19 protein-coding genes are annotated in these 21543 nt (G+C 69.0%); 10 read left to right on the forward strand and 9 right to left on the reverse strand.

What is annotated here, in order from left to right; translation table 11 throughout:
* Positions 1–138: 138 nt before the first annotated feature.
* Genes xylA through FZ983_RS19115 form a run of 3 tightly spaced genes read right to left on the reverse strand, consistent with a single transcriptional unit; the run spans position 139 to position 4010 of the window.
* The gene (gene xylA / locus FZ983_RS19105) at positions 139–1461 is read right to left on the reverse strand and encodes a xylose isomerase (protein WP_149225100.1); all 1323 of its coding nucleotides are present in this window, start codon (positions 1459–1461) and stop codon (positions 139–141) included.
* Complete coding sequence (gene xylB, locus FZ983_RS19110; protein WP_149225101.1) at positions 1458–2909, reverse strand: xylulokinase; 1452 nt, start codon at positions 2907–2909, stop codon at positions 1458–1460. Before xylB ends, xylA begins: the two co-directional genes overlap by 4 nt.
* A gap of 42 nt (positions 2910–2951) precedes the next feature.
* Positions 2952–4010 carry a LacI family DNA-binding transcriptional regulator gene (locus tag FZ983_RS19115; RefSeq protein WP_149225102.1) on the reverse strand — a complete coding sequence of 353 codons (1059 nt, stop codon included), beginning with the start codon at positions 4008–4010 and terminating at the stop codon, positions 2952–2954.
* A gap of 294 nt (positions 4011–4304) precedes the next feature.
* Between FZ983_RS19115 and FZ983_RS19120 the strand changes: the two genes are divergently transcribed.
* On the forward strand, positions 4305–6152 hold the full coding sequence (locus FZ983_RS19120; protein ID WP_247883832.1) for a DEAD/DEAH box helicase family protein: 1848 nt from the start codon (positions 4305–4307) through the stop codon (positions 6150–6152).
* A 119-nt stretch (positions 6153–6271) separates the two neighbouring features.
* Here FZ983_RS19120 and FZ983_RS19125 read toward each other — a convergent pair whose 3' ends face one another.
* The gene (locus tag FZ983_RS19125; protein WP_149225103.1) at positions 6272–7213 is read right to left on the reverse strand and encodes a LysR family transcriptional regulator; all 942 of its coding nucleotides are present in this window, start codon (positions 7211–7213) and stop codon (positions 6272–6274) included.
* Between the two features lie 122 nt (positions 7214–7335).
* Here FZ983_RS19125 and FZ983_RS19130 point away from each other — a divergent pair, with 122 nt between their 5' ends.
* The 3 genes from FZ983_RS19130 to FZ983_RS19140 all read left to right on the forward strand — a co-directional run bounded on the left by FZ983_RS19130 (position 7336) and on the right by FZ983_RS19140 (position 9923).
* Positions 7336–8190, forward strand: coding sequence for a hypothetical protein (locus tag FZ983_RS19130; protein ID WP_149225104.1), 855 nt, complete (start codon positions 7336–7338; stop codon positions 8188–8190).
* Between the two features lie 44 nt (positions 8191–8234).
* Positions 8235–8819, forward strand: coding sequence for a YceI family protein (locus tag FZ983_RS19135; RefSeq protein ID WP_149225105.1), 585 nt, complete (start codon positions 8235–8237; stop codon positions 8817–8819).
* A gap of 102 nt (positions 8820–8921) precedes the next feature.
* Positions 8922–9923, forward strand: a complete 1002-nt coding sequence (locus FZ983_RS19140; RefSeq protein ID WP_149225106.1) for a glutathione S-transferase family protein — start codon at positions 8922–8924, stop codon at positions 9921–9923.
* 4 nt (positions 9924–9927) lie between these two features.
* Here the strand turns inward: FZ983_RS19140 and FZ983_RS19145 are convergent, their stop codons facing one another.
* Positions 9928–11058 (reverse strand): NnrS family protein, encoded by a 1131-nt coding sequence (locus tag FZ983_RS19145; RefSeq protein WP_149225107.1) that lies wholly within the window; start codon positions 11056–11058, stop codon positions 9928–9930.
* A 145-nt stretch (positions 11059–11203) separates the two neighbouring features.
* Here FZ983_RS19145 and FZ983_RS19150 point away from each other — a divergent pair, with 145 nt between their 5' ends.
* Both FZ983_RS19150 and FZ983_RS19155 read left to right on the forward strand, forming a co-directional pair.
* The gene (locus FZ983_RS19150; RefSeq protein ID WP_149225108.1) at positions 11204–11920 is read left to right on the forward strand and encodes a Crp/Fnr family transcriptional regulator; all 717 of its coding nucleotides are present in this window, start codon (positions 11204–11206) and stop codon (positions 11918–11920) included.
* 86 nt (positions 11921–12006) lie between these two features.
* On the forward strand, positions 12007–12294 hold the full coding sequence (locus FZ983_RS19155; RefSeq protein WP_247883834.1) for a DUF1858 domain-containing protein: 288 nt from the start codon (positions 12007–12009) through the stop codon (positions 12292–12294).
* 100 nt (positions 12295–12394) lie between these two features.
* Here the strand turns inward: FZ983_RS19155 and FZ983_RS19160 are convergent, their stop codons facing one another.
* From FZ983_RS19160 to FZ983_RS19170, 3 genes are all read right to left on the reverse strand, one after another.
* Positions 12395–13915, reverse strand: coding sequence for an MATE family efflux transporter (locus tag FZ983_RS19160; protein ID WP_247883835.1), 1521 nt, complete (start codon positions 13913–13915; stop codon positions 12395–12397).
* A gap of 177 nt (positions 13916–14092) precedes the next feature.
* Complete coding sequence (locus FZ983_RS19165) at positions 14093–15319, reverse strand: ABC transporter substrate-binding protein (protein WP_149225110.1); 1227 nt, start codon at positions 15317–15319, stop codon at positions 14093–14095.
* Between the two features lie 42 nt (positions 15320–15361).
* Positions 15362–16096 (reverse strand): enoyl-CoA hydratase/isomerase family protein, encoded by a 735-nt coding sequence (locus tag FZ983_RS19170; protein ID WP_247883842.1) that lies wholly within the window; start codon positions 16094–16096, stop codon positions 15362–15364.
* Between the two features lie 234 nt (positions 16097–16330).
* On the opposite strand from FZ983_RS19170, the gene FZ983_RS19175 reads away from it, so the two are divergent.
* Positions 16331–17902 carry an AMP-binding protein gene (locus tag FZ983_RS19175; protein WP_247883836.1) on the forward strand — a complete coding sequence of 524 codons (1572 nt, stop codon included), beginning with the start codon at positions 16331–16333 and terminating at the stop codon, positions 17900–17902.
* A gap of 96 nt (positions 17903–17998) precedes the next feature.
* Here FZ983_RS19175 and FZ983_RS19180 read toward each other — a convergent pair whose 3' ends face one another.
* Entirely contained in the window at positions 17999–18640 is a 642-nt protein-coding gene (locus FZ983_RS19180; RefSeq protein ID WP_149225113.1) for a TetR/AcrR family transcriptional regulator, read from the reverse strand.
* 256 nt (positions 18641–18896) lie between these two features.
* Here FZ983_RS19180 and FZ983_RS19185 point away from each other — a divergent pair, with 256 nt between their 5' ends.
* From FZ983_RS19185 to FZ983_RS19195, 3 genes are read left to right on the forward strand one after another with little or no spacing between them, the layout of a single operon-like run.
* On the forward strand, positions 18897–19379 hold the full coding sequence (locus FZ983_RS19185; protein ID WP_149225114.1) for a MaoC family dehydratase: 483 nt from the start codon (positions 18897–18899) through the stop codon (positions 19377–19379).
* Positions 19376–20341, forward strand: a complete 966-nt coding sequence (locus FZ983_RS19190; protein WP_149225115.1) for an SDR family NAD(P)-dependent oxidoreductase — start codon at positions 19376–19378, stop codon at positions 20339–20341. Before FZ983_RS19185 ends, FZ983_RS19190 begins: the two co-directional genes overlap by 4 nt.
* A complete protein-coding gene (locus tag FZ983_RS19195) occupies positions 20338–21540 on the forward strand; it encodes an acetyl-CoA C-acyltransferase (protein ID WP_149225116.1) in 1203 nt (400 codons plus the stop codon). Before FZ983_RS19190 ends, FZ983_RS19195 begins: the two co-directional genes overlap by 4 nt.
* The last annotated feature ends 3 nt before the right edge of the window (positions 21541–21543 follow it).

Consider the following 21543-nt stretch of genomic DNA (forward strand, 5'->3'; position numbering starts at 1 on the left):
CCCCCGGGGAGAGGGTCGGGGTGAGGGGGATGCACATGCTGGATTTTTGTCGAAGGGCCGCGATGCGACCCCCTCACCCTAACCCTCTCCTCGGGGGGGAGAGGGGACTTGGTACGGGGATTGTTGGACCATCCCCATTCAAACGTACCGGTTGACGACGTTCTCCAGATACTCCTGCCGGCCGGAGCGGGGCTGGGGGTTGAGGCCCGAGGTCAGCGCCCGGTCGGCGAGCGTGGCGAGGTCGCGTCCGCCGGACAGGATCGCCTGTCCCTCCGCGCCGTCCCAGCCGGCGTAGCGCTCGGCCAGCGGTTTGGTCAGGGCGCCGTCCTCCAGCATCTGAGCCGCCTGCAGCAGGGCGCGGGCGCAGGCGTCGATGCCGCCGATGTGGCCGTGCAGCAGGTCCTCCGGGTCGAGCGACTGGCGGCGGATCTTGGCGTCGAAATTCAGGCCTCCGGTGGTGAAGCCGCCGCCCTTCAGGATGTCGTGCATGACGACTGTCAGCTCGCCGATGTCGTTGGCGAACTGGTCGGTGTCCCAGCCCAGCAGCGCGTCGCCGCGGTTCATGTCGAGCGAACCGAAGATGCCGAGCGCCAGCGCCAGCGCCACCTCGTGCTGGAAGCTGTGGCCGGCGAGGATGGCGTGGTTCTGCTCGATGTTCACCCGCACGTCGGCCAGCAGGTCGTAGCGCTCCAGGAAGCCGTAGACGGTGGCGACGTCGAAGTCGTACTGGTGCTTGGTCGGCTCGCGCGGCTTCGGTTCGATCAGGATCGGGCCGTCGAAGCCGATCCTGTGCTTGTGCTCCACCACCATCGCCAGGAAGCGGCCCATCTGGTCCAGCTCGCGCTTCAGGTCGGTGTTCAGCAGCGTCTCGTAGCCCTCGCGGCCGCCCCACATGACGTAGTTGGCGCCGCCCAGCGCATGGGTGGCCTCCAGTGCCGCGCGCACCTGCCCGCAGGCGTAGAGGAAGACGTCGGGGTCCGGGTTGGTCGCCGCACCGGCCATGTAGCGGCGGTGGGAGAACAGGTTTGCCGTGCCCCACAGCAGACGGACCTTGGCGGTCTCCATCTTGGCCGCGAACAGTTCGGTGATGACTTTCAGGTTGTCGACGCTTTCGACCAGCGTGGCGCCCTCCGGTGCGGCGTCGAGGTCGTGGAAGCAGAAGAAGGGAACGTCGAGCAGGCGGAACATCTCGAAGGCGACATCGGCCTTGGCGCGCGCCGCCTGCATCGGGTCGAGGCCGGGGCGCATCCATGGGCGCAGGAAGGTCTCGCCGCCGAAGGGGTCGCCGCCCGGCCAGCAGAAGCTGTGCCAGTAGCAGGCGGCCAGCCGCAGATGGTCCTCCATCCGCTTGCCCAGCACCACACGGTCCTTGTCGTACCAGCGGTAGGACAGCGGGTCGCGGCTGTCCGGTCCGCGATAGGCCACCGGGGACAGGTCGCCGAAGAATGAGGCGGTGCTCAAGACGCGAACTCCTTGGCAAGGGGGTAGAGCCGGCGCCAGCGCAGCCAAGCCTGGCTGTACGCATCGGTGCGGGCCGGATCGGGGGTGAAGGTCTCAAGGCGGCGGGGCTTGCGGCAGACGGTGGCGGGGGACTCTCCGGTTGCGGCCATGCGGCCGAGATGGGCGGCGCCGAGAGCGGCACCGACCTCGCCGTCCTCGATGCGGTGGATGGTGACGCCCAGCGCGTCGGCGCAGATCCGCGCCCACAGACGCGAGCGGGAACCGCCGCCGGCAAGGTCGAAGGAAGTGGGCGCACCCGCCCCCAGCGCGACGAGGTTGTCGCGGGCGGCGAAGGCGACGCCTTCCAGCACGGCCTGTACCATGGCGTTCCGGCCGGTCTCCGCAGACAGGCCGGCGAACAGGCCGCGCGCGGTGGCGTCGTTGTGGGGGGTACGCTCGCCCGACAGGTAGGGCAGGAAGGCGACCGGCGACGGGCCGTCCACCGCATCGCCGAGCGGGGCCAGCAGCTCCGCCTCCGGCGCGCCGAGGGTGGAGGCGGCCCAGGCCAGCGAGGCGGCGGAGGACAGCATGACGCCCATCTGGTGCCAGACGCCAGACAGCGCGTGGCAGAAGGCATGGACCGCCATCGCCGGGTTGGGCAGGAAGCGGTCCGTCGTTCGCCACAGCACGCCGGAGGTGCCGAGGCTGAGGAAGCCGTCGCCGGGCGTGATGGCGCCGAGCCCGACTGCGCTGGCCGCGCAGTCCCCCGCCCCGCCCGCCACCACCGGCGGCTCCCGCATGCCCCAGCGGCGGGCGAGATCGGGCGACAGCCGGGCGACGGCGTCGGAGCCTTCGGCCAGATCCGGCATGTGGGCGCGGGTCATGCCGGTGGCGGCGAGTAGGTCGTCCGACCAGTCGCGCCGGCCGACGTCGAGCCACAGCGTGCCGGAGGCGTCCGACATCTCCTCCACCATCGCGCCGGTGAAGCGCCAGCGGACATAGGCCTTGGGCAGCAGCACCTTGGCGAGTGCTGCGAAGATTTCCGGCTCCTCCTCCGCCACCCACAGCAGCTTGGGCGCAGTGAAGCCGGGCATGGCGATGTTGCCGCTGATGGAGCGCAGTGTCGGAAGGGTTTCCTCCAGCGTCGCGCATTGGCGGTGGGATCGGCCGTCGTTCCACAGGATGGCCGGGCGCAGCACCCGGTTGTCGGCGCCCAGCAGAACCGCGCCGTGCATCTGGCCGGAGAAGCCGATGCCGAGCACGGCGGCAAGGGCTGCCGGCTGGCGTTCGGCCAGTTCGTCCACCGCGGCGACGGCGGCGGAAACCCAGTCCTCCGGCTCCTGCTCCGACCACAGGGGATGGGGGCGGGAGACGGTGCAGGGGCGGGACGCGCTGCCGGCGACGGCCCCGTCGGCGTCGGTCAGAACCGCCTTGACGCTGGATGTGCCGATGTCGATCCCGAGAAACATGACGGTCGACCTTATCTGATGCCCCTTCAGGCTTTGGTGTCTTCAGGGCAGGTTGTCGCGCAGGATGACTTGGACCCGGATATGCTCCTGCGCCGCGACGATCTCTTGGCCCGTAACCAGGGCGTGGAGCACCCGAGCCATGGAGCGCGCCTCGTGCCCCGGATCCTGGGCGACCAGGGCGGCGAAGGTGCCGTCCAGCAGCATGCGGCGGGTGGCGGGCGTCAGCTCGTGCCCGACGCAGAGGATTTTGCGGGCGAGACCGGCCTCGGCCAGCGCCTCGCCGAGGCCGACGGAGCCTTCGCCGGTGTTGTAGATCGCCACCAGATCGGGCGTGCCGGCCAGCATGCGGCGGACCAGATCGCGGTTGCGGTCGGGATCGTCGCGCCCCTCCACCGGCGGCAGGCGGGTCAGGTGGGGAAATTCCTCCGCCAGCACCTGCCCGAAGCCGAAGCGCCGTTCGGCATGGTCGCGCAGGCTGCCCGATCCGGTGACGATGCCGACCGAGCCGCCGGCCTCACCCTTGCGCGGCGGGCCGAGGAAACGGCCGAGCAGAGACCCGGCTGTGCGGCCGGCGGCGATGTTGTCGATGCCGACATAATGCTGACGCCGCGACGACGGGGCGTCCGACACCAGTGTCACCACCGACATGCCGCCTTCCACCAGATCATTGATGGCTGCGCGGATGCGCGGATGGTCCAGCGCCACCAGCGCCACCGCGTCGAAGCGGCCCGGCAGCCCGGTCAATTCCGTAGCCAGGATGTCGGCGTCGAACACGTCAGTCTCGATGATCTCCACCGCGATGCGCCGTGCGCGGAACCAGTCGGCCTGGGCGCGGACATTGTCGGCGATGTCCATCATGAAGCGGTTGCCGCCGCTGGGCAGGACCACGGCAAAGCGCCAGGAGCGCGACCGCGCCAACTCCGCCGCAGCCGCCAGCGGGCGGAAACCCAGCCGCTGCACCGCCTCATGCACCTTGAGCGCGGTCTTGGCGCTGACGCCGGGCCTTCCGTTGATCACTCGATCCGCCGTCGCAAGGCTGACGCCGGCCGCCGCCGCCACGTCGCGCAGGGTCAGGGGTGCATCGTTGATTTGATTGTTCATGCCACAAACCATATTCCGACGCTTTGAGGTACGCAACTCAGAAATTGACGTTCGTGCGGCACTCGGCCTTTTGTCTGGAGTATGGCAGCGCTTGGTTCATGCCCTTTCAGGTACGCACATCAGGCTGCGGCAGTCCGCCGTCATCATAGGGCTTAGGCGGCGCAAATCGCTGCCCCCGACCGGAGGCGGCACTACTCCCGATGGGGTCCCTCACCTCCGATTGCACCCATGACCGGGGGACTCGCGGGAATTTAGGCTTGCTCCTCCCTCGTGCCACAGCGAGAGCAGGGTTGAATGCCGCAGCTGAGAACCCATCAGCAACTGGTCAGCGCCATCGCCGACGCCATCGGCCAGCAGCAGACGGAGGTTCGCGACGTTCTGGCGGCGGTCACGCCCGGCGGGGGGAAATCGCTGCTGCCGGTCATCATGGCCGCGGCGCTGCACAAGGCGGGGCGGATCGACCGGGTGTGCTGGATCGTGCCGCGCGACAGCCTGCGCCAGCAGGCGGAGGAGGCCTTCGTCGATCCGCGCTGGCGCGAAGTTTTGGGACACACTCTTGCCCTGCGCGCGGCGGAGAACGGGCGCGACCTCTGCCGCGGCCTGCAGGGCTACATCACGACATACCAGGCGGTCGCCGCGGCGCCGGACCTGCACCTGCAGGAGTTCCGCCGTCACCGCTACCTGCTGGCGGTGGACGAGCTGCACCATCTGCCGGCGGTGTTCGACACCGACCGCATGGCGGCGGTCGAGGAGGAAACCGCCTGGAGCCGGTCGATCCTGCCGCTTCTGGAGAATGCGTCGGCCCGGCTGCTGATGAGCGGGACGCTTGAGCGCGCCGACGGCCGTCCGATCCTGTGGCTGCCCTATCGCGCGCCGCAGGGAACCCGCAAGGTGCGGGAGATCGACTTCAAGGCGCCGGGCTGGGCGGTGGTCGGCTATTCCCGCCGACAGGCGCTGGCCGAGAAGGCGATCCTGCCCGTCACCTTCGGCGCGATGGACGGGTCGGCCTCGTGGCTGGATGCGGAGCGCACCAACCGCTGGGTCGATGCGCTGTCCAAGGCGGGGGAGAACACGCGCGACGCCCTGTTCACCGCGCTGCGCACCGGTTTCGCCCAGGCGATGCTGCGCGAGGCCTATCGCTCCTGCCGGGAGCATCGCGCCAAGCGGCGGGCGGAGCTGAAGCTGTCGCGCGGGCGCGACGATCCGGGACTGGGCAAGCTGCTGGTCATCGCGCCGGACCAGGGGACGGCGCGCTTCTATCTGGAGACGTTGCAGGGCTGGATGCCGAAGGAGCAGGCCGGGCGCATGGCGCGGCTTGCCATCTCCGAATGCCGCGACGCGCAGGAGGTGGTGGCCGCCTTCCGCCTGCGGCCCGAGCCGGCGGTGCTGGTCTCCGTCGCCATGGCCTATGAGGGGCTGGACGCGCCGTCCATCACCCATGTGGCCTGCCTGACCCACATCCGCTCGCGCCCTTGGCTGGAGCAGGCGATCGCGCGGGCGACGCGGGTGGACCCGCATGGCGGCCCCTATGACCGGCAGCGGGCGCTGATCTACCATCCGTCCGACGCGCTGTTCGAGCAGTTCCGCACCATGGTGGAGACCCAGCAGGGCACCCGCGCCATGGTGAAGACCCGCCGTCCCCAGCAGGAGCTTCCCTTCGAACGCAGCACGGAGCGGGAGCCGGAGATCATCCCGCTGGAATCCAACGCCACTGCGTTGAGTTTCGCGGTGGTGGCGCCCGGCCCCGATTTCGGCTCCCACTCGCGCGATCCGGGGGAGCTGCCGCTGACGCCGAGCGCCGCCGAGCATCACCTGCGCCAGCGGATCGGCCAGCTGGTCGCGGCGCAGGTGATCGAGGACGAGGACAACAACCTCGTCGCCGAGGGGCCGACCGGCTACCACATCTACAACGCCGTGCTGAAGCGACTGATGAAGAAGGCGCGTTCCGAAATGACGCTGTCGGAGCTGGAGGCGACCGTCGGCTGGCTGGAGCGCAACCGGCTGTCCGACCACCGCCACCTGATCGCCGACGACCCGCAGTTCCAGTGGTCCACCCGGCGGCGGGGGCAGGGCGCCCGGATGCACATGCCCCGTGGCCGCGATGCCGGGAGAATCCCCTCTCCCCCCCGGGGAGAGGGTTAGGGTGAGGGGGATGCACTGTGTGCCTTCCGAGGAATCCTCGCCGCGCCGCCCCCTCACCCCGACCCTCTCCCCGCCTTTCGGCGAAGCTGCGCTTCGCCTGTCGGCGCCGTAAGCCAAGCTTACGGCGGGGGGGAGAGGAGGATATCGGGGGGAGAGAGGGGGATCGGACACCGCCCTTCCAGCAGGTCGCGTTCGCGGGTCAGCGCGTCGGCCATGAAGTCGAGGAAGGCGCGGACGCGGCCCATGTGGCGCAGATCCTCGTGCGTCAGCAGCCAGAGCTTGGCGTCGGCCTCCGGCACCGGATCGCCGATGCGGCGGAAGGCGGGGTCGCGGTCCACCACCCCGCAGGGCAGCAGGCCGAGTCCTATCCCGGCCCGCACCGCCTCCACCGCCCCGGCGACCGAATTGACCCGGTAGCCGATGGACGCCGCCGGCACCGTCCGTTTCATCCACTGGGCAAGGGAGGTGTGCTCGAAGGACTCGTCCAGCCCGACCCACGGATGCCTGTCCAGGTCGTCGGAACCGCCGACCCGGTCCAGATGGGAGGATGCGCCATAGACCGCAAAAGCCAGTCCCGACACCGCCCGCCCGACGAGGTTCTCCGGCGGCCGGCTGGTGGCGCGGATCGCCACGTCGGCCTCGCGCCGGGTCAGACTGAGCGACGCCTCCGCCGCCACCAGATCGACGCGCAGTTCGGGATGCAGCCGGCGGAAGGCGGCGATGTGGTGCGGCAGGATGTAGAGGGTCAGGATGTCGACGGTGGTCACGCGCAGGCTGCCGCCGATCCGGGTGTCGCGGCCGGACAGCAGGCGGTTGGCGGCGGCCAGATCCTCCTCCATCTTCTGCGCCACGCGGTGCATCTCGTCGCCCGCCGCGGTCAGCACATACCCGCCGGGCAGCTTGTCGAACAGCTGGGCGCCCATGGCTTGTTCCAGCGCCGTCACCCGGCGCAGCACCGTGCTGTGGTTCACCCCCAGGACGCGGGCGGCGGCCGACAGGGAGCCATGCCGTGCCACGGCCAGCAGGTAACGCAGGTCATCCCAATTGTTACCGTTTCCCATTTATTCCCGCTCATTCCTGCAGATGCTTTTTGCAAAACTGGTCAATTTGCGCTCACCAGAGCACAGGTTAGGGTCTGCACCAAGCGTATCCTGCGCCACCCCATCCAAAGCCGGCCGTCCGCATGTCCGAGTTGCTTCAAGATCCCTTCGTCCAGTCCAGCGCCCTGCCCTTGGCAGTCAGCCTGATCCTCGTCGGTGCCCTGCACCTGCTGCGCCGTCCGCTGGCCGCCGCCGGGATCGCCGCCGGGTTCCTGGTGGTCTTCGCGATGGTGGTCGGCCAGCCGGCCCTGCCCCCGCCGTCGAGCATGGGCAAGCTGTTTTGGTCCTCCGCCGCCGGTCTGCTGCTGGGTGTCGCTGCCGATGCGGCGGGCCTGCGCGGCCGGGCGGTTTCGGCGGCGCTGGCGGTGTGGCTGGCCGGTTCGCTGCTGTGGATCGCCCTGCCCGCACTGGACTCCATGGCGGCGGTCGTCAGCGTCGTGATCCTGCTCGCCACCGCCGTGTGGGTCGCCTTTGCCCGCGGTTCGCAGACGCATGGTGCCGAGAAGGCCGAGAGCCCGACCGCACCGGCCGCCTCGCTGCTGGCGCTGGCGCTGGCCGTCGGCGGCACGGCGCTGATCGGCTCGTCGGCCTCCATCGCCCAGATGGCGTTGGCGCTGGCGGCGTCGGCCGGCGGCTTCCTGCTGTGGAACTGGCCGGTCGAGCGCCATGGCTGGGGCCTGTCGGGCCGGGTCGCCACCGGCATCGCGGTTCTGCTGGCCGGTGTGCTGACTCTTTTCACCCAGGCGCAGACCGCCGTCCTGCTGCTGGCGCTGCCGGCCCTGCTGGCCGGCCATGTCAGCCGCTTCGTTCCCCAGGGTCACGGTCCGGTCGGCCGGGCCGCCTCGTCGGCCGCCGTCACGGTGGTCGCTGTCCTTCCGGCGCTGGTCGCCATCGGTGCGGCCTATGCGCTGACCGGCGGCGAAGCGTCGCCCTACTGATCCTCCATCCCCGTCATTCTCCCCCAATCCCCGGAGCTCCGTTCATGAAGAAGACCCTGTTCGCCGCCGCCCTGTTCGTCGCGACCGCCGCCGGTGCCCTGACCCCCGCCTTCGCCGCCCCGGTCAGCTACAAGATCGACCCGGCGCACACGGCCGTCGCCTTCATCGTCAACCACATCGGCTTCTCCAACGTGATCGGCCGCTTCAACACCGTCGGCGGCGACATCAGCTTCGACAAGGACGCGGTCGAGAAGAGCACGGTCAACGTCACCATCGATGCCACCAGCATCGACACCAACCACGCCAAGCGTGACGAGCATCTGCGCTCCCCCGACTTCTTCAACGCGAAGGAGTTCCCGAAGCTGACCTTCAAGAGCACCAGGATCGAGAAGACCGGCGACAAGACCGGCAAGCTGCACGGCGACCTGACCATGCTGGGCGTGACCAAGCCGGTGGTGCTGGACATCACCTTCAACAAGGACGGCGTCAGCCCGGCCAGCAAGCTGGAAACCGCCGGCTTCTCCGCCCGCGGCACGGTGAAGCGCACCGATTTCGGCATGAAGTACGGCGCCCCGGCCGTCGGCGACGACATCCAGCTGCTGATCGAGATCGAGGCGGTCAAGTCCTGACCGAAGGGCCTTTCCGGTCTGTTGCAGTGTGGAGGGGACCGGTTCGCCGGTCCCTTCCCGTTTCCACCCCCCGATTTCACCCCCTTGTGATTGGAGGCCGCGATGCCGCAGCTTGTGAATGGTGTCTGGGTGAAGGGCGATATCGCGGCCAGCGAGATCAAAAACGGCGCCTTCCACCGCGAGCCGACCCGCTTCCGCGACTGGATCACGCCGGACGGCGCGCCGGACGCGGAGGGGCGCCCCACCCTGCCGGCGGCGGCCGGACGCTATCACCTCTACGTCTCCTATCTCTGCCCCTGGGCCTCGCGCACGCTGATCTTCCGCGTGCTGAAGGGGTTGGAGGGGGTGATCGGCCTGTCCGCCGCCGAACCGGTGCTGGGCGAGGACGGCTGGGTCTATGCCGAGGATCAGGACGCGGGCGAGGGCATCGACCTCTTCCGCCACCATTACCGGCTCTATACCGCCAGCGATCCCACCTATACCGGCAAGGTGTCGGTGCCCGTTCTGTGGGATCGGCAGGAGCGCCGCATCGTCAACAACGAATCGGCCGACATCATCCGCATCCTGAACAGCGCCTTCGATCGGCTGACCGGCAACCGGCTGGATCTCTATCCCGAGCCGCTGCGGTCGGAAACCGACCACTGGAACGAGCTGGTCTATGCCAGCGTCAACAACGGCGTCTATCGCTGCGGCTTCGCGAAGTCGCAGGCCAGCTACGACGAGGCGTTCGACGGGCTGTTCGCCACGCTCGACCGGCTGGAGGATCACCTGTCGGCCAGCCGCTATCTGGCGGGCGAGCATCTGACCGAGGCCGACTGGCGCCTGTTCGTCACGCTGGTGCGCTTCGACGCTGCCTATTACGGCGCCTTCAAATGCAATCTGCGCCGGATCGAGGACTACCCGAACCTGTCCGCCTATCTGCGCGAGCTGTACCAATGGCCAGGCATCCGCGACACGGTGAAGCTCGACCACATCAAGGCGGGCTACTACGTCAATCCCGCCATCAACCCGACCATGATCGTGCCGAAGGGGCCGGCCCTGGATTTCGACCGCAGCCATGACCGCGACCGGCTGCCGGGCAAGGGGATCTGGCGGCGGGGGTGAGGGATCATCGCTTTCCACGCCTCGGCCGGGTGAGCAGGACGGCGGCGGTCAGGAACTGGGAGAGAGTCCAGAAGGCTCCCGCCGCCGCCAGCAGCGCCATCGACGGCCACCAGACCGCCGCCAAGCGCAGAGCCGTGGCCGTGGCCATCAGTGCGACGGCGGCGGTGGCGGCGGGCGGGAAGCGCTCCGGCTCCGCCTCCCGCTGCAGGGTGGTGCGGATCATCATGGCGCTGGCGAGGATGCCGAGCGCGCCCACCCCCAGCATGTGCCAGCCGGCCGCCGCCGGCAGACCCGCAAGCTCCGCGAAACCCATCATCAGCCAGCCGATGCCGAGGCAGAAATAGCCCAGATGCAGGCTGGCGATCTCCGGCTGTCCCAGCAGGAGCAGCGGTTTCCAGCGGGCCAGCCGCAGCAGTGCGCTCGCCCCCGCCATCGCCGCACCGGCGGCTCCCAGCGGCGGCAGCAGGCCGGTCGCCGCCGACAGCAGGCAGAGCACGGCACCGGCGACGCCCATCGCCTCCAGCCGCGGCTGCACCCGCTGCGCCAGGGTGATGCCGCGGCGGCGCAGGGCGCCGGCCGTCGCCGCCGGGATGACCCGCCCGCCCATGGTCAGCAGCAGCGTCGCGATCAGCAGCAGTCCGACAGGCATTCGGCCGGCTGAGACCAGCCCGAACTCCGATGCCCAGAACAGCGCCTCCGCCACCAGGAAGGCGCCGATCAGCGGGCCGAACACCGCGTTGTGTCCGCTGCGGCTGGTGCGCAGGAATGGCAGGCCGGCGACCACGAACAGCAGCAGCGGATAGGCGATGCCGACCGGCAGGGCCACCACCGCCGGCAACCCGCCCAGCAGCGCCAGCCGCCCGGCCAGCCAGCACAGGAAGGCCACCGCCACCATTCGCCGCGACAGCCGCGTCATCAGGAATCCGCCGACCACCGCCAGCGCATATCCCAGCGTCATCTCGTGGGCATGCAGAGCCGGCGACCAGCCCACCGGCAGCAGGCCGCCGACCGCCGCCAGCCACAGCGGCACGGCAAGCGCGGCATAGAGGGCGGCTGCCGGATACATCAGGCGATGGGCACTTGTGATGGGGGCACTTGTGATGGGGGCGCTGGTTACGGGGGCGGGGGCATGCATTGGCGGGCTCTTCGGTGGTCCGGTCCGGTCATTCTGGCGACCGGGGGGCGGGCGCGCTTTGACCGGCAACAAATTCGCTTACGAATGGGTATGCTTTGGCCGCTACACTGTCGGGCCAGACCCGGACCGAGCCAGGACGACCGCCATGCCCCCGCCCCCCGATCCCGCCGTTCTGCGCGGCATGCCGCTGTTCGCCGGGCTGGATGCCGACGCTCTGGCAGAGGCGGTGGCGCTCGCCCGTCCCCGGCGCCATGCCCGCGGCGCCGCCCTGTTCACCCAGGGGGAGCCGGCCGCCGCCGGCCATGCGCTGATCGACGGGCGGGTGAAGATCGTGCAGACCGGTCCCGACGGCCAGCAGGTGGTGATGCGCTTCATCGGCCCCGGCGAGATGTTCGGGACGCTGGCGATCTTCACTGACGGCCTCTATCCGGCCGATGCCGTCGCCGTGGCGGATTGCGTCGAGCTGTCCTGGCCGGCCGCCGCGATGACCGAGCTGATGGACCGCCATCCCGTCATCGCCCGCAACGCGCTGTCCATCGTCGGTGGCCGTCTGCGCGAAGTGCAGAACCGCCTGCGCGAGGTCGCGACCGAACGGGTGGAGCGCCGCATCGCACACGCCCTGCTGCGTCTGGTGCGCCATGCCGGCCGGCGGGTGGAGGCGGGGGTGGAGATCGACTTCCCCCTGTCGCGCCAGGACGTGGCGGAGATGACCGGTACCACGCTGCACACCGTCAGCCGCACCCTGTCGGCCTGGGAAAGCCAGGGGATCGTCGAAAGCGGCCGGCAGCAGGTGGTGATCCGCAAGCCCCACGCGCTGGTCGCCATCGCCGAGGATCTGCCGCCGGTTCCGCCGCGCGGCTGAATGCGGGGCGCTTGCGGTGGCGCAAAGATCGCTCGCCGCCGGGCAGCTATGGTGGTTGCCTGTCCCCTGCGCAGGAGCATGCCACCATGGCCGCCTCATCATCCGTGGCCGAGATGACGCTCGCCGACATGACCATGGCCGAGCTGATGCGCGAGCGCCCCGCGGTGGTGCCGGTCCTGCTTCGCCGCGGCCTCGCCTGTCCCGGCTGCGCCATGGCGCCTTTCATGACCGTGCGGGAGGCGGCCGAAGCCTATGGGCTGGAGCTTGACGCCCTGCTGGACGATCTCGCCGCCGCCGACGCCCGGCCGGTTCTTTCACTGGAAGGAACCATAAAGTGCAATTGGGACCCATTGGTTTCATCGGAAAATCGGTGAAATCTGGACTGTGAATCCTGTGCGTGTCTTTGTACGCGCTCTATGGGGGAATTCCGCTTCCTTCGGTGCAGGACACCGTGGAGGCACCCCCGGTGCCGCCTCACGGCTGGTTGATCTGCACGGTCAGCGCCGCCGCCGCCTTGTCGGACAGCGGAACGTCGGCCGGCACCGCCATGGCCTCCGGTGCCGGGCCGCCTCCGGGCCGGCCCAACTGCTTATGGCCGAGCCGTCCGGTCACCCGAAACGCCACCCAGACCGCCGCGATACCGAACAGCACCGATCCCGCCGCCTGTCCGATCAGCACCCCCGGCGCCCCGCCCAGCCAACCGCCCGCCGCCACGAACGGCATGGTTCCCAGTGTCGCCCTGCCCCAGTTGAACCCGGTCGCCAGCAGGGGGAAGCCCAAATTGTTGAACGCGGCGTTGCCGACGAAGAGGAAGCCGACGAACAGGAACCCGCCGGCCACGGCGGTGCAGAACAGGCGGACCAGATCGGCCGACACGCCCTCGGCGGAAAAGGCGATCACCACCCAGTCGCGGGCAAGGAACAGACCCAGCCAGACCGCCAGAACCCAGACTACGATCAGCGCCAGACTGGCCTGCAGGGTCGCCCGCACCCGGTCGAGACGGCCTGCTCCCAGATTCTGCGCCAGGATCGGGCCGACCGCGCCGGTCAGGGCGAAGATCGTGCCGAAGGCGACCGGAACCATGCGGTCGACGATGGCCGCCCCGGCGACTGCCGCATCGCCGAAGCGGGCCATGCTGGTGGTGACGTAGACGCCGGCCATCGGGGTGGCGAGATTGGTCAGGACCGCCGGGCCGGCGATGCCGGCCAGGGTCCTGGCATCCTTCATCAGCCCGGTCCAACCCGGGGCGGCGAACAGCCGGTGCACCCGCGCCACACCGTGCCAGCCGACGGCGGCGAGCAGGCAGCGCGACAGCACGACCGTCACCGCTGCACCGGTCAGGTCCAGCCGCAGGCCGAAGATCAGAACCGGGTTCAGCGCCGCGGTGAGCAGTGCGGCATAGAGTGTGACGGTCATGGCGCGGCGCGCATCACCCTGCGCCCGCAGCATCGCCGAACTGCCCATACCGAGCCCGAGCAACGGCAGGGTCGGTGACAGGATGGTCAGATAGCCGACCGCAAGGTCCTTGGTGGCTCCCCTGGCACCCAGCAGATCCATCGCCGGCCCCAGCAGCGGCAAGGTCAGCAGGCCGACCACTGCGGCGACCAGCGCGGTGAGGATCAGGCTGGAGCCCGCCAGCCTCTCCGCCTCCGCGCGCCGGCCGCCGCCTATCGCGCGCGCTACCAGCGCTCCGGCGCCAATCGACAGCCCGATGCACAGCGACGATTGCAGGAACAGGACGGTGCCGGCGAAGCCCACCGCCGCCGCCAGTTCGCGTTCGCCCAGCAGTGAAATGTAGAACAGGTTCAGCAGATCGACCGCGAACACCGCGATCAGCCCGACAGAGCCGGTGGCGGTCATCACCATCACATGGCGGATCGGCGAACCGGTGGTGAAGCGGCCTACGGCGGTTTCGGCCATCGGATCGGTCTCCTGCTTGGCGGCCCTGGGGTGGCGGACGGTCCGCCGCTTCTCCCGTCGGTCGCCCCCGGCCATCGACGTCCTTGGTAGAATGGAGGGGCGTCCTGTAACCCGGCGGAATCTACGCTGCGCATCGCCGCGATGCGCGAAAATTCTCCGGTGCGGCGGTGGCGCCAAGGGATGATGTCGTCACTCTTCGGCACCTCCGTCGCCTCCCTCACGTTCCCGCGCCGTGCCGGCAGCCCGCCATCCTCAGCCCTTGATCAGGGGGCACTTGCTTTCGGACAGTGGCAGGAAGGCGTCGTCGCCGGAGATGGTGCTGAGGATTTTGTAATAATCCCACCGGCCTTTTGATTCGGCGGGGCTCTTGACCTCGACGAGGTGCATGTCGTGGACCATGCGACCGTCGGCGCGGACCTTCCCGTTGCGAGCGAACATGTCCTCGATGGGCATGCTCTTCAGCTGGTTGACCACCGTCAGACCCGTGTCGGTGCCGGCGGCATCGATGGCCTTCAGGTAGTTCAGCACCGCCGAGTAGACGCCGGCCTGGGCCATGGTCGGCATCTTGCCCTCGTGCCGCTGGCCGAAACGCCGTGCGAACTCGCGTGTCCGCTCGTCGGTGTCCCAATACCAGCCGGTGGTGATGACCATCCCCTTGGTCACCTCGAGGCCGAGGCTGTCGATGTCGGTCAGGAAGACGAGCATGCCGACCATCTTCTGGCCGCCCTGGGTCAGCCCGAACTCGTTGGCCTGCTTGACCGCGTTCACGAAGTCACCCCCGGCGTTGGCGAGCGCCACCACCTGCGCGCCCGACGCCTGCGCCTGAAGCAGGAAAGACGAGAAGTCCGGCGTCGCGACCGGCGCCCGCACCGCGCCCAGAACCGCGCCGCCGGCCTTCTTGACCGCGTTCGCCGTGTTGGTCTCCAGGCTGCGGCCGAAGGTGTAGTCGGCGGTGATGAAGAACCACGATTTGTTGCCCTGTTGGGTCAGGGCACGGCCGGCGCCGTTGGCGAGCGCGTAGGTATCGTAGGTCCAGTGGACGCCGGTCGGCGAACATTTTTCGTTGGTCAGTTCGGTGGTGCCGGCGGTGGAGTTCAGGTGAACCCGGCCGGTCTCGCGCGTCACCTCCTGCACCGCCAGTGCCGCGGCGGAATTGCCGACATCGACGATCACGTCGACCTGTTCGCGGTCGATCCATTGGCGGGAGATGCTGGCGGCAATGTCGGCCTTGTTCTGGTGATCGGCGAAGACGACCTGGACCGGCGCGCCCTTGACCTTGCCGCCGAAATCCTCGACGGCCATCTGCGCGGCGACCACCGAACCGCGTCCGGCGAGGTCCGCGTAGATGCCGGTCATGTCGTCGAGCACGGCGATCTTCACGACATTGTCGGAAACCTGCGCCTGGGCCGCGCCGATCGGGGTGCCGGCCAGAGTGAAGGTGGCCAAGCCCGCAAGCAGGGCCGTCTTGAACGTCTTCATGCGTTTATCCTCCCGGTTCTTGTGCTGTTTTGAGGGAAAGGCTCAGGCACCGGCGGCGTCGCGCAGCAGGCGGCCGAGCAGGAACTGGTCGCTGTCGCCATGGGCCAGACGCGTCTGGTCGGTCTGGGCGTCGATGGCACGCTTGGTCATGCGCAAGATCAGCGGCGGGACCGTTGCCGCGTCACGGGCCAGCCGCAGGCTGTCCGCGACAACGGCGCCGTCCTCGGCGACGAGGTCGGCGAGGCCCCAGTCGAAGGCCAGCCCCGAATCGACGCGCAGGTCGGTGAACAGCAGCCGCTTTGCCCGGGCCGGGCCGACCAGCGACACCAGACGGGGGAGGCCGCCCCAGGCGAGGGTGAAGCCGAGCCGGGCTTCCGGTAGGCGCAGATGTGCGCCGCGCCCGAAAACCCGCCAGTCCAACGCCATCGCCAGCACCCCTCCGCCGCCGATCGCCGGCCCTTCAACGGCGGCGATGGTCAGTTGGGGCAGCGCCGCCCAGGCGTCGCACAGGGTCCGGCCGCGCTCGATGGCGGCATGCTGCTCCAGGACATCCCCGCCGGTCGGCCAGAGCTGTGGGTCGGACAGGTCGATGCCGCCGGAAAACACCGTGGCGGTGCCGGTCAGCACCACCGCCCGTATGGTGGTGTCGGCGCGCAGGTGGCGGGCCGCGTCCGTCAGCTCCGTCATGGCCTCCGCGCTCAAGGCATTGGCCCGTCCGCCACGGTCGTAGCGGACCAGCGCCATCCCGTCCGACCGCTCAACCGAAACAAAGCCCATCTCGTTCACCCCCCTCTCCTCCCGAGCCGACGGCCATTCGAGCCGGCCTTCATGATCTAACATTCTACCGAGTATGTTGCAATCGCTTAGTTGGTGATGCAAACATATGAATGGCAGCCGCTGCCGGGCGGTGGGCAGCCCAACGGCTGGACATCGAGGTTGGAAGAAGAGGGAGGGTTTTCGGCGATGCACGGAGATGATCGGGGGCGGATCCCCACGGCGGACGAGTGCGTCTTGCGCAATCTTCTGGAAAGACAGGCCGAACTGCAGCCCGACGCGGTGTTCGTCGCTTTCTGGCGGGGCGAGACCTGGACCTACCGGAAGATGCTGGAGCGTGTCCGCCGCCGCGCCGCGGCCCTGCGCGCTCAAGGCGTGCGCCAGGGCGACCATGTGCTGTGCTGGATGGGGAACGGGCCCGATCTGCTGACCTCGTGGTTCGCCATCAATTATCTCGGGGCGGTCTATGTGCCGCTCAACACGGCGAGCCGGGGACGCCCGCTGGAGCACATGCTGGACAATGCCGGTGCCGCACTTCTCATCGCCCACACGGCATTGGTCAGCCGCCTGGCGGAGATCGAGCGGGGGCCTGTGGCTACGGTCCTGACCGTCGGCGCGGCGGACTCGGACCCACCCGAGTTGCCCGGCGTCACCATCGCGCCGCTGGTCGATGCGCCCGCCGACGCCGATCTGGACCTGGACCTGGAGCGGCCGATCCAGCCCTGGGACCCGCATGCGATCATGTATTCATCGGGCACGACCGGGGCGGCCAAGGGGGTCGTGACGTCCTACGTGCAGATCTACACGATGGGGCCGGACGCCTTCGACAGCATCACGGCCGACGACCGCTGCATGATCTGCGGTCCGATTTTCCATTGCGGCAGCACGCTTTACGTCTATTGCATGCTGGGCAAGGGCGGGTCCATGGCGATGGTTCCGGAATTCCGGACGTCGGACTTCTGGGACTCGATCCGCGACACCGGCAGCACGGTGGTTCTGCTGCTTGGAGTCATGGCGAGCTTCCTTCTGAAGGCGCCGCCGGGGCCGGACGACCGCGACCATACCCTCAAGAAGGTTTTCATCGTCCCCTTCGGCGAAGACGCACCGCGCTTCGGCACGCGCTTCGGCGTCGAACTCCACACCGTCTACAACATGACCGAGATCGCCAGCCCCCTGACGGCAGGGCCGGAGGGGATGGTGCCGGGCCTGTGCGGCCGCGCACGATCCTGCTTCGAGTTGCGCGTGGTCGATGGCAACGACGCGGAGCTGCCACCGGGCACCGTCGGCGAGTTGATCATCCGCTCCCATCGCCCATGGGCTCTCGGCTCCGGCTATTACCGGAACCCGGAGGCGACGCTGGCGGCCATGCGCAACGGATGGTTCCACACCGGCGACGCCTTCCGCATGGAGGCGGACGGCCGCTTCTTCTTCGTCGACCGCCTGAAGGACGTGATCCGCCGCCGCGGCGAAAACATCTCCTCCTTCGAACTGGAGGCGGAGATCTGCGCCCACCCGGCGGTGCGCGAGGCGGTGACGGTCGCGGTGCCCAGTTCGGTCGGCGAGGACGAAGTGCTGGCGGTCGTCGCCCCGGTTCCCGGCGCCTCGATCGATCCGGCGGAACTGGTCGGCTTCCTGGCTGCGCGGGTGGCGCACTACATGGTGCCGCGCTACGTGCGGGTGGTGGAGGAATTGCCGAAGACGGCCAGTGGCAAGCTCCAGAAGCACACGCTGCGCGCCGAGGGGCTGACGGAGGAGTGCTGGGACCGCGAGGCGGCGGGCATCCGTTTCAAGCGGGAAACCCTCGCCTGACGAGCCCACGGCCTCGGCCCGCGGCGTCATGGACACCGAAGCCCTCGTTCCGATGCGGGATCGGGGGCTTCTCCATTTTCAGGGGCTTCTCATTTTTCAGTCCGGCGCGTTCAGCCCCTGCATGATCGAATCAACGATCTTGTCGGCCAGGATCTCGCGGTCGTCGCGGGTCTCCGCCGGACGGGGGCGGTACCAGATCGACAGCCAGTTGATGGCGCCCAACGCCACCTTGACCGCCACCGACACGTCGCTGGTGCGGATCGAGCCGTCCTCGACGCCTTCGTAGGCGACCCGCTTGAACAGGCTCTCGAAGTCGTTGCGCACGGTCATCAGCTCGGCCAGCGTGCGGCGCTGCTCGGGCGTCGTGGCGCCGAAGCGGTGCATCTCCACGCCCTGAACCACCACCGCCTCAAGGGCGAGATTTTCCATCATCGAGAGGGCGTGCTGGCGGAACATGGCGCTGAGGCGCCGCGCCGCCGGCTCCGGCCCCTTCATCACTGGGGTGACGGCTTCGAAGTTGCGCCGCATCCCCTCGCGGTGGACGTCGAAGAACAACTCCGTCTTTGAGCGATAATAATGATAGATGCGGCCTTTCGTGGCGCCTAGACGCCGTGCCACATCGTCGATGCTCGTCGCATGGTATCCCTGCTCCATGAAGCATTCGGCAGCAGCGATCAGGATGTCGATGTTCCCGGTCTTGTCTATGCGGGGCGACAGCGGGTTCTTTTCACTGCTCATCATCCAGTTCCAGCTCAATATGTTCGTCGACGACCAACCCGTTTCGCCCGCCCCGACCCGCCGCGACGGCGCGGCGCCGGTCAGTGCGGCGAAGCTAGGACCAATCCATGCTTCAGGCAACATTTCTGCCTGGACAGGATCGGCACGCTCACATACTACTTGGTATGTTTTTTGTGCGTGGCGCAAGCAAACTTTGTGGCGACCGCATCCGATCAACGGCCATTCAACGGCCAAACGGACACAGGGAAGACCCTCAATGATCGAACCTGTTGACCCTGGGGACCTGGAACGGCGCGTCGGCGGCGAAATCGGCGTGTCGCGTTGGTTCGCGATCCCCCAGGAGCGCATCGACGCCTTCGCCGACGTTATCGACGATCACCAGTTCATCCATGTCGATCCCGAGCGGGCAAGCCGCGACACCCCCTTCGGCGGCACCATTGCCCACGGATTCCTGTCACTGTCGCTGCTGACCGCGATGGGCACGGGCGTGCTGCCGACGATTGCCGGGGAAGCGATGGTCATCAATTACGGCTTCGACCGCGTCCGCTTCCTGGCGCCGGTCAGGTCCGGCGCGCGGGTCCGCGCGCGCTTCGTGTTGAGCGAGGCGACCCGCCGGTCGGACCGGGAACTGGTCGCACGCTATGCGGTGACGGTGGAGATCGAAGGCGGCGGTAAGCCGGCACTGGCGGCCGACTGGATCATCCTGACCCTCTTGAAAGAACAGGTGGACGCGGCATGAGCATTCAATCTGACAGCATCCGCTTCGACGGGCGCGTCGCCATCGTCACCGGGGCGGGGAACGGCCTGGGGCGCGGCTATGCGCTGGAACTGGCGGCACGCGGTGCCAGGGTGGTGGTCAACGACCTGGGCGGCGGGCGCGACGGCCGCGGCGCCCCCGACGACGCCGAGACCGCCGCCGAAACCGTGGTCGCGGAGATCCGCAGCCGCGGCGGCGAGGCCATCGCCGATGGCGCGAACGTCACCGACCCGGCGCAGGTCGCTGCCATGGTCGAGCGCACGCTGGGTCTGTGGGGCCGCATCGATGTGCTGATCAACAACGCCGGCATCCTGCGCGACAAGAGCTTCGCCAAGATGGATTTGGAGGATTTCCGTTCGGTCGTCGACGTGCATCTGATGGGGGCGGCCAACGTCACCCACGCGGTCTGGCCGACCATGCGGGCGCAGGGTTACGGCCGCATCCTGATGACGACCTCGACCTCGGGCGTCTACGGCAATTTCGGCCAATCGAACTACGGCGCCGCGAAGGCCGGTCTGGTCGGGCTGATGAACGTCCTGCATCTGGAGGGGGTGCGCAACGGCATCCACGTCAACGCGGTCGCTCCGACGGCGGCGACCCGCATGACCTCCGACATCCTCGACGAGACGGCATTGGCCCGGCTGAACCCCGACTTCGTCACCCCGGCGGCGCTGTTCCTGGTGTCGGAGCAGGCGCCGAGCCGCACGGTGATCCTTGCCGGCGCCGGTACCTATGCCCGGCTCGCCATCGTCGAATCGGATGGCGTCTTTCTGCCGGAGGGCGAGCGGACGCCGGAAGCCGTGGCCGCCCGCTTCGCCGAGATCGCCTCGCTCGACCGCCAGCACGAGATCGACGCCGGCCTGAGCCATGTCGACCGCATCCTGAAGCGCGCGGCGGAGGCCGCCGGTCCGAACGCGGGCCGCGGCCAAGGAGAGGACCGTTGAGAGAAGCCGTCATCGTATCGACCGCCCGCACGCCCATCGGCAAGGCCTACCGCGGCGCCTTCAACGATACCCAGGCGCAGGCACTGGGCGGGCACGCCATCGCCCACGCCGTCGCCCGCGCCGGGATCGACCCAGCCGAGATCGACGACGTGGTGATGGGGGCGGCGCTGCAGCAGGGCGCCACCCACATGAACATGGCCCGGCAATGCGCGCTGCGCGCCGGGCTGCCAACCTCGGTGGCGGCACAGTCGGTGGACCGGCAATGCGCCTCCGGCCTGATGGCCATCGCCATAGCCGCCAAGCAGATCGTCGTCGACGGCATGACCGTGGCGGTCGGCGGCGGGCTGGAATCGCTGTCGCTGGTGCAGACCGAGCGCCTGAACGTCGACCGCTGGCGCGACCCCTGGCTGGTCGAGCACCGCCCAGACGTCTACATGGCCATGATCGAGACGGCGGAGATCGTGGCGGCGCGCTACGGCGTGCCGCGCGAGGCGCAGGATGCCTACGCCGCCCGCTCCCAGGCCCGTACCGCCGAGGCGCAGGACGCCGGGCGTTTCGACGTGGAGATCGTGCCGCTCACCACCACCATGACCCGCTTCGACAAGGCGACCGGCGAGACCACCCGTCATACCGTCACGCTGGACCGCGACGAGAGCAACCGGCCGGACACCACGCTGGCCGGGCTGTCGGCGCTGAAGCCGGTGTTCCGCGACGGCCAGCAGATCCGGGAAGGGCGTTTCGTCACCGCCGGCAACGCCTCGCAACTGTCGGACGGTGCGTCAGCCAGCGTGCTGATGGAGGCGGCGGAGGCCGAACGGCGGGGTCTGCACCCGCTGGGCATCTACCGGGGCATTGCCGTTGCCGGCTGCGACCCGGACGAGATGGGGATCGGTCCGGTCTTCGCCGTGCCGAAGCTGCTGAAGCAGCACGGCCTGACCGTCGACGACATCGGGCTGTGGGAGTTGAACGAGGCCTTTGCCGCGCAGGTGATCCATTGCCGCGACCGGCTCGGCATCGCCGACGAGCGGCTGAACGTCAACGGCGGGGCCATCGCCATCGGTCATCCCTATGGCATGTCGGGCGCCCGCCTGGTCGCCCACGCTCTGATCGAAGGCAAGCGCCGGGGTGTGCGCCATGTCGTCGTCACCATGTGTGTCGGTGGCGGCATGGGCGCCGCCGGCCTGTTCGACGTTGCCTGAGCC

The sequence above is a fragment of the Azospirillum sp. B21 genome (assembly GCF_008364825.1).
Taxonomy (GTDB): domain Bacteria; phylum Pseudomonadota; class Alphaproteobacteria; order Azospirillales; family Azospirillaceae; genus Azospirillum.

Bases quoted from the DNA above. Each gene is read 5' to 3' on its own strand.
- xylB (WP_149225101.1), bottom strand. From the start codon at position 2,909: ATGTTTCTCGGGATCGACATCGGCACATCCAGCGTCAAGGCGGTTCTG.
- FZ983_RS19115 (WP_149225102.1), bottom strand. From the start codon at position 4,010: ATGAACAATCAAATCAACGATGCACCCCTGACCCTGCGCGACGTGGCG.
- FZ983_RS19120 (WP_247883832.1), top strand. From the start codon at position 4,305: ATGCCGCAGCTGAGAACCCATCAGCAACTGGTCAGCGCCATCGCCGAC.
- FZ983_RS19125 (WP_149225103.1), bottom strand. From the start codon at position 7,213: ATGGGAAACGGTAACAATTGGGATGACCTGCGTTACCTGCTGGCCGTG.
- FZ983_RS19130 (WP_149225104.1), top strand. From the start codon at position 7,336: ATGTCCGAGTTGCTTCAAGATCCCTTCGTCCAGTCCAGCGCCCTGCCC.
- FZ983_RS19135 (WP_149225105.1), top strand. From the start codon at position 8,235: ATGAAGAAGACCCTGTTCGCCGCCGCCCTGTTCGTCGCGACCGCCGCC.
- FZ983_RS19140 (WP_149225106.1), top strand. From the start codon at position 8,922: ATGCCGCAGCTTGTGAATGGTGTCTGGGTGAAGGGCGATATCGCGGCC.
- FZ983_RS19145 (WP_149225107.1), bottom strand. From the start codon at position 11,058: ATGCATGCCCCCGCCCCCGTAACCAGCGCCCCCATCACAAGTGCCCCC.
- FZ983_RS19150 (WP_149225108.1), top strand. From the start codon at position 11,204: ATGCCCCCGCCCCCCGATCCCGCCGTTCTGCGCGGCATGCCGCTGTTC.
- FZ983_RS19155 (WP_247883834.1), top strand. From the start codon at position 12,007: ATGGCCGCCTCATCATCCGTGGCCGAGATGACGCTCGCCGACATGACC.
- FZ983_RS19160 (WP_247883835.1), bottom strand. From the start codon at position 13,915: ATGGCCGGGGGCGACCGACGGGAGAAGCGGCGGACCGTCCGCCACCCC.
- FZ983_RS19165 (WP_149225110.1), bottom strand. From the start codon at position 15,319: ATGAAGACGTTCAAGACGGCCCTGCTTGCGGGCTTGGCCACCTTCACT.
- FZ983_RS19170 (WP_247883842.1), bottom strand. From the start codon at position 16,096: ATGGGCTTTGTTTCGGTTGAGCGGTCGGACGGGATGGCGCTGGTCCGC.
- FZ983_RS19180 (WP_149225113.1), bottom strand. From the start codon at position 18,640: ATGAGCAGTGAAAAGAACCCGCTGTCGCCCCGCATAGACAAGACCGGG.
- FZ983_RS19185 (WP_149225114.1), top strand. From the start codon at position 18,897: ATGATCGAACCTGTTGACCCTGGGGACCTGGAACGGCGCGTCGGCGGC.
- FZ983_RS19190 (WP_149225115.1), top strand. From the start codon at position 19,376: ATGAGCATTCAATCTGACAGCATCCGCTTCGACGGGCGCGTCGCCATC.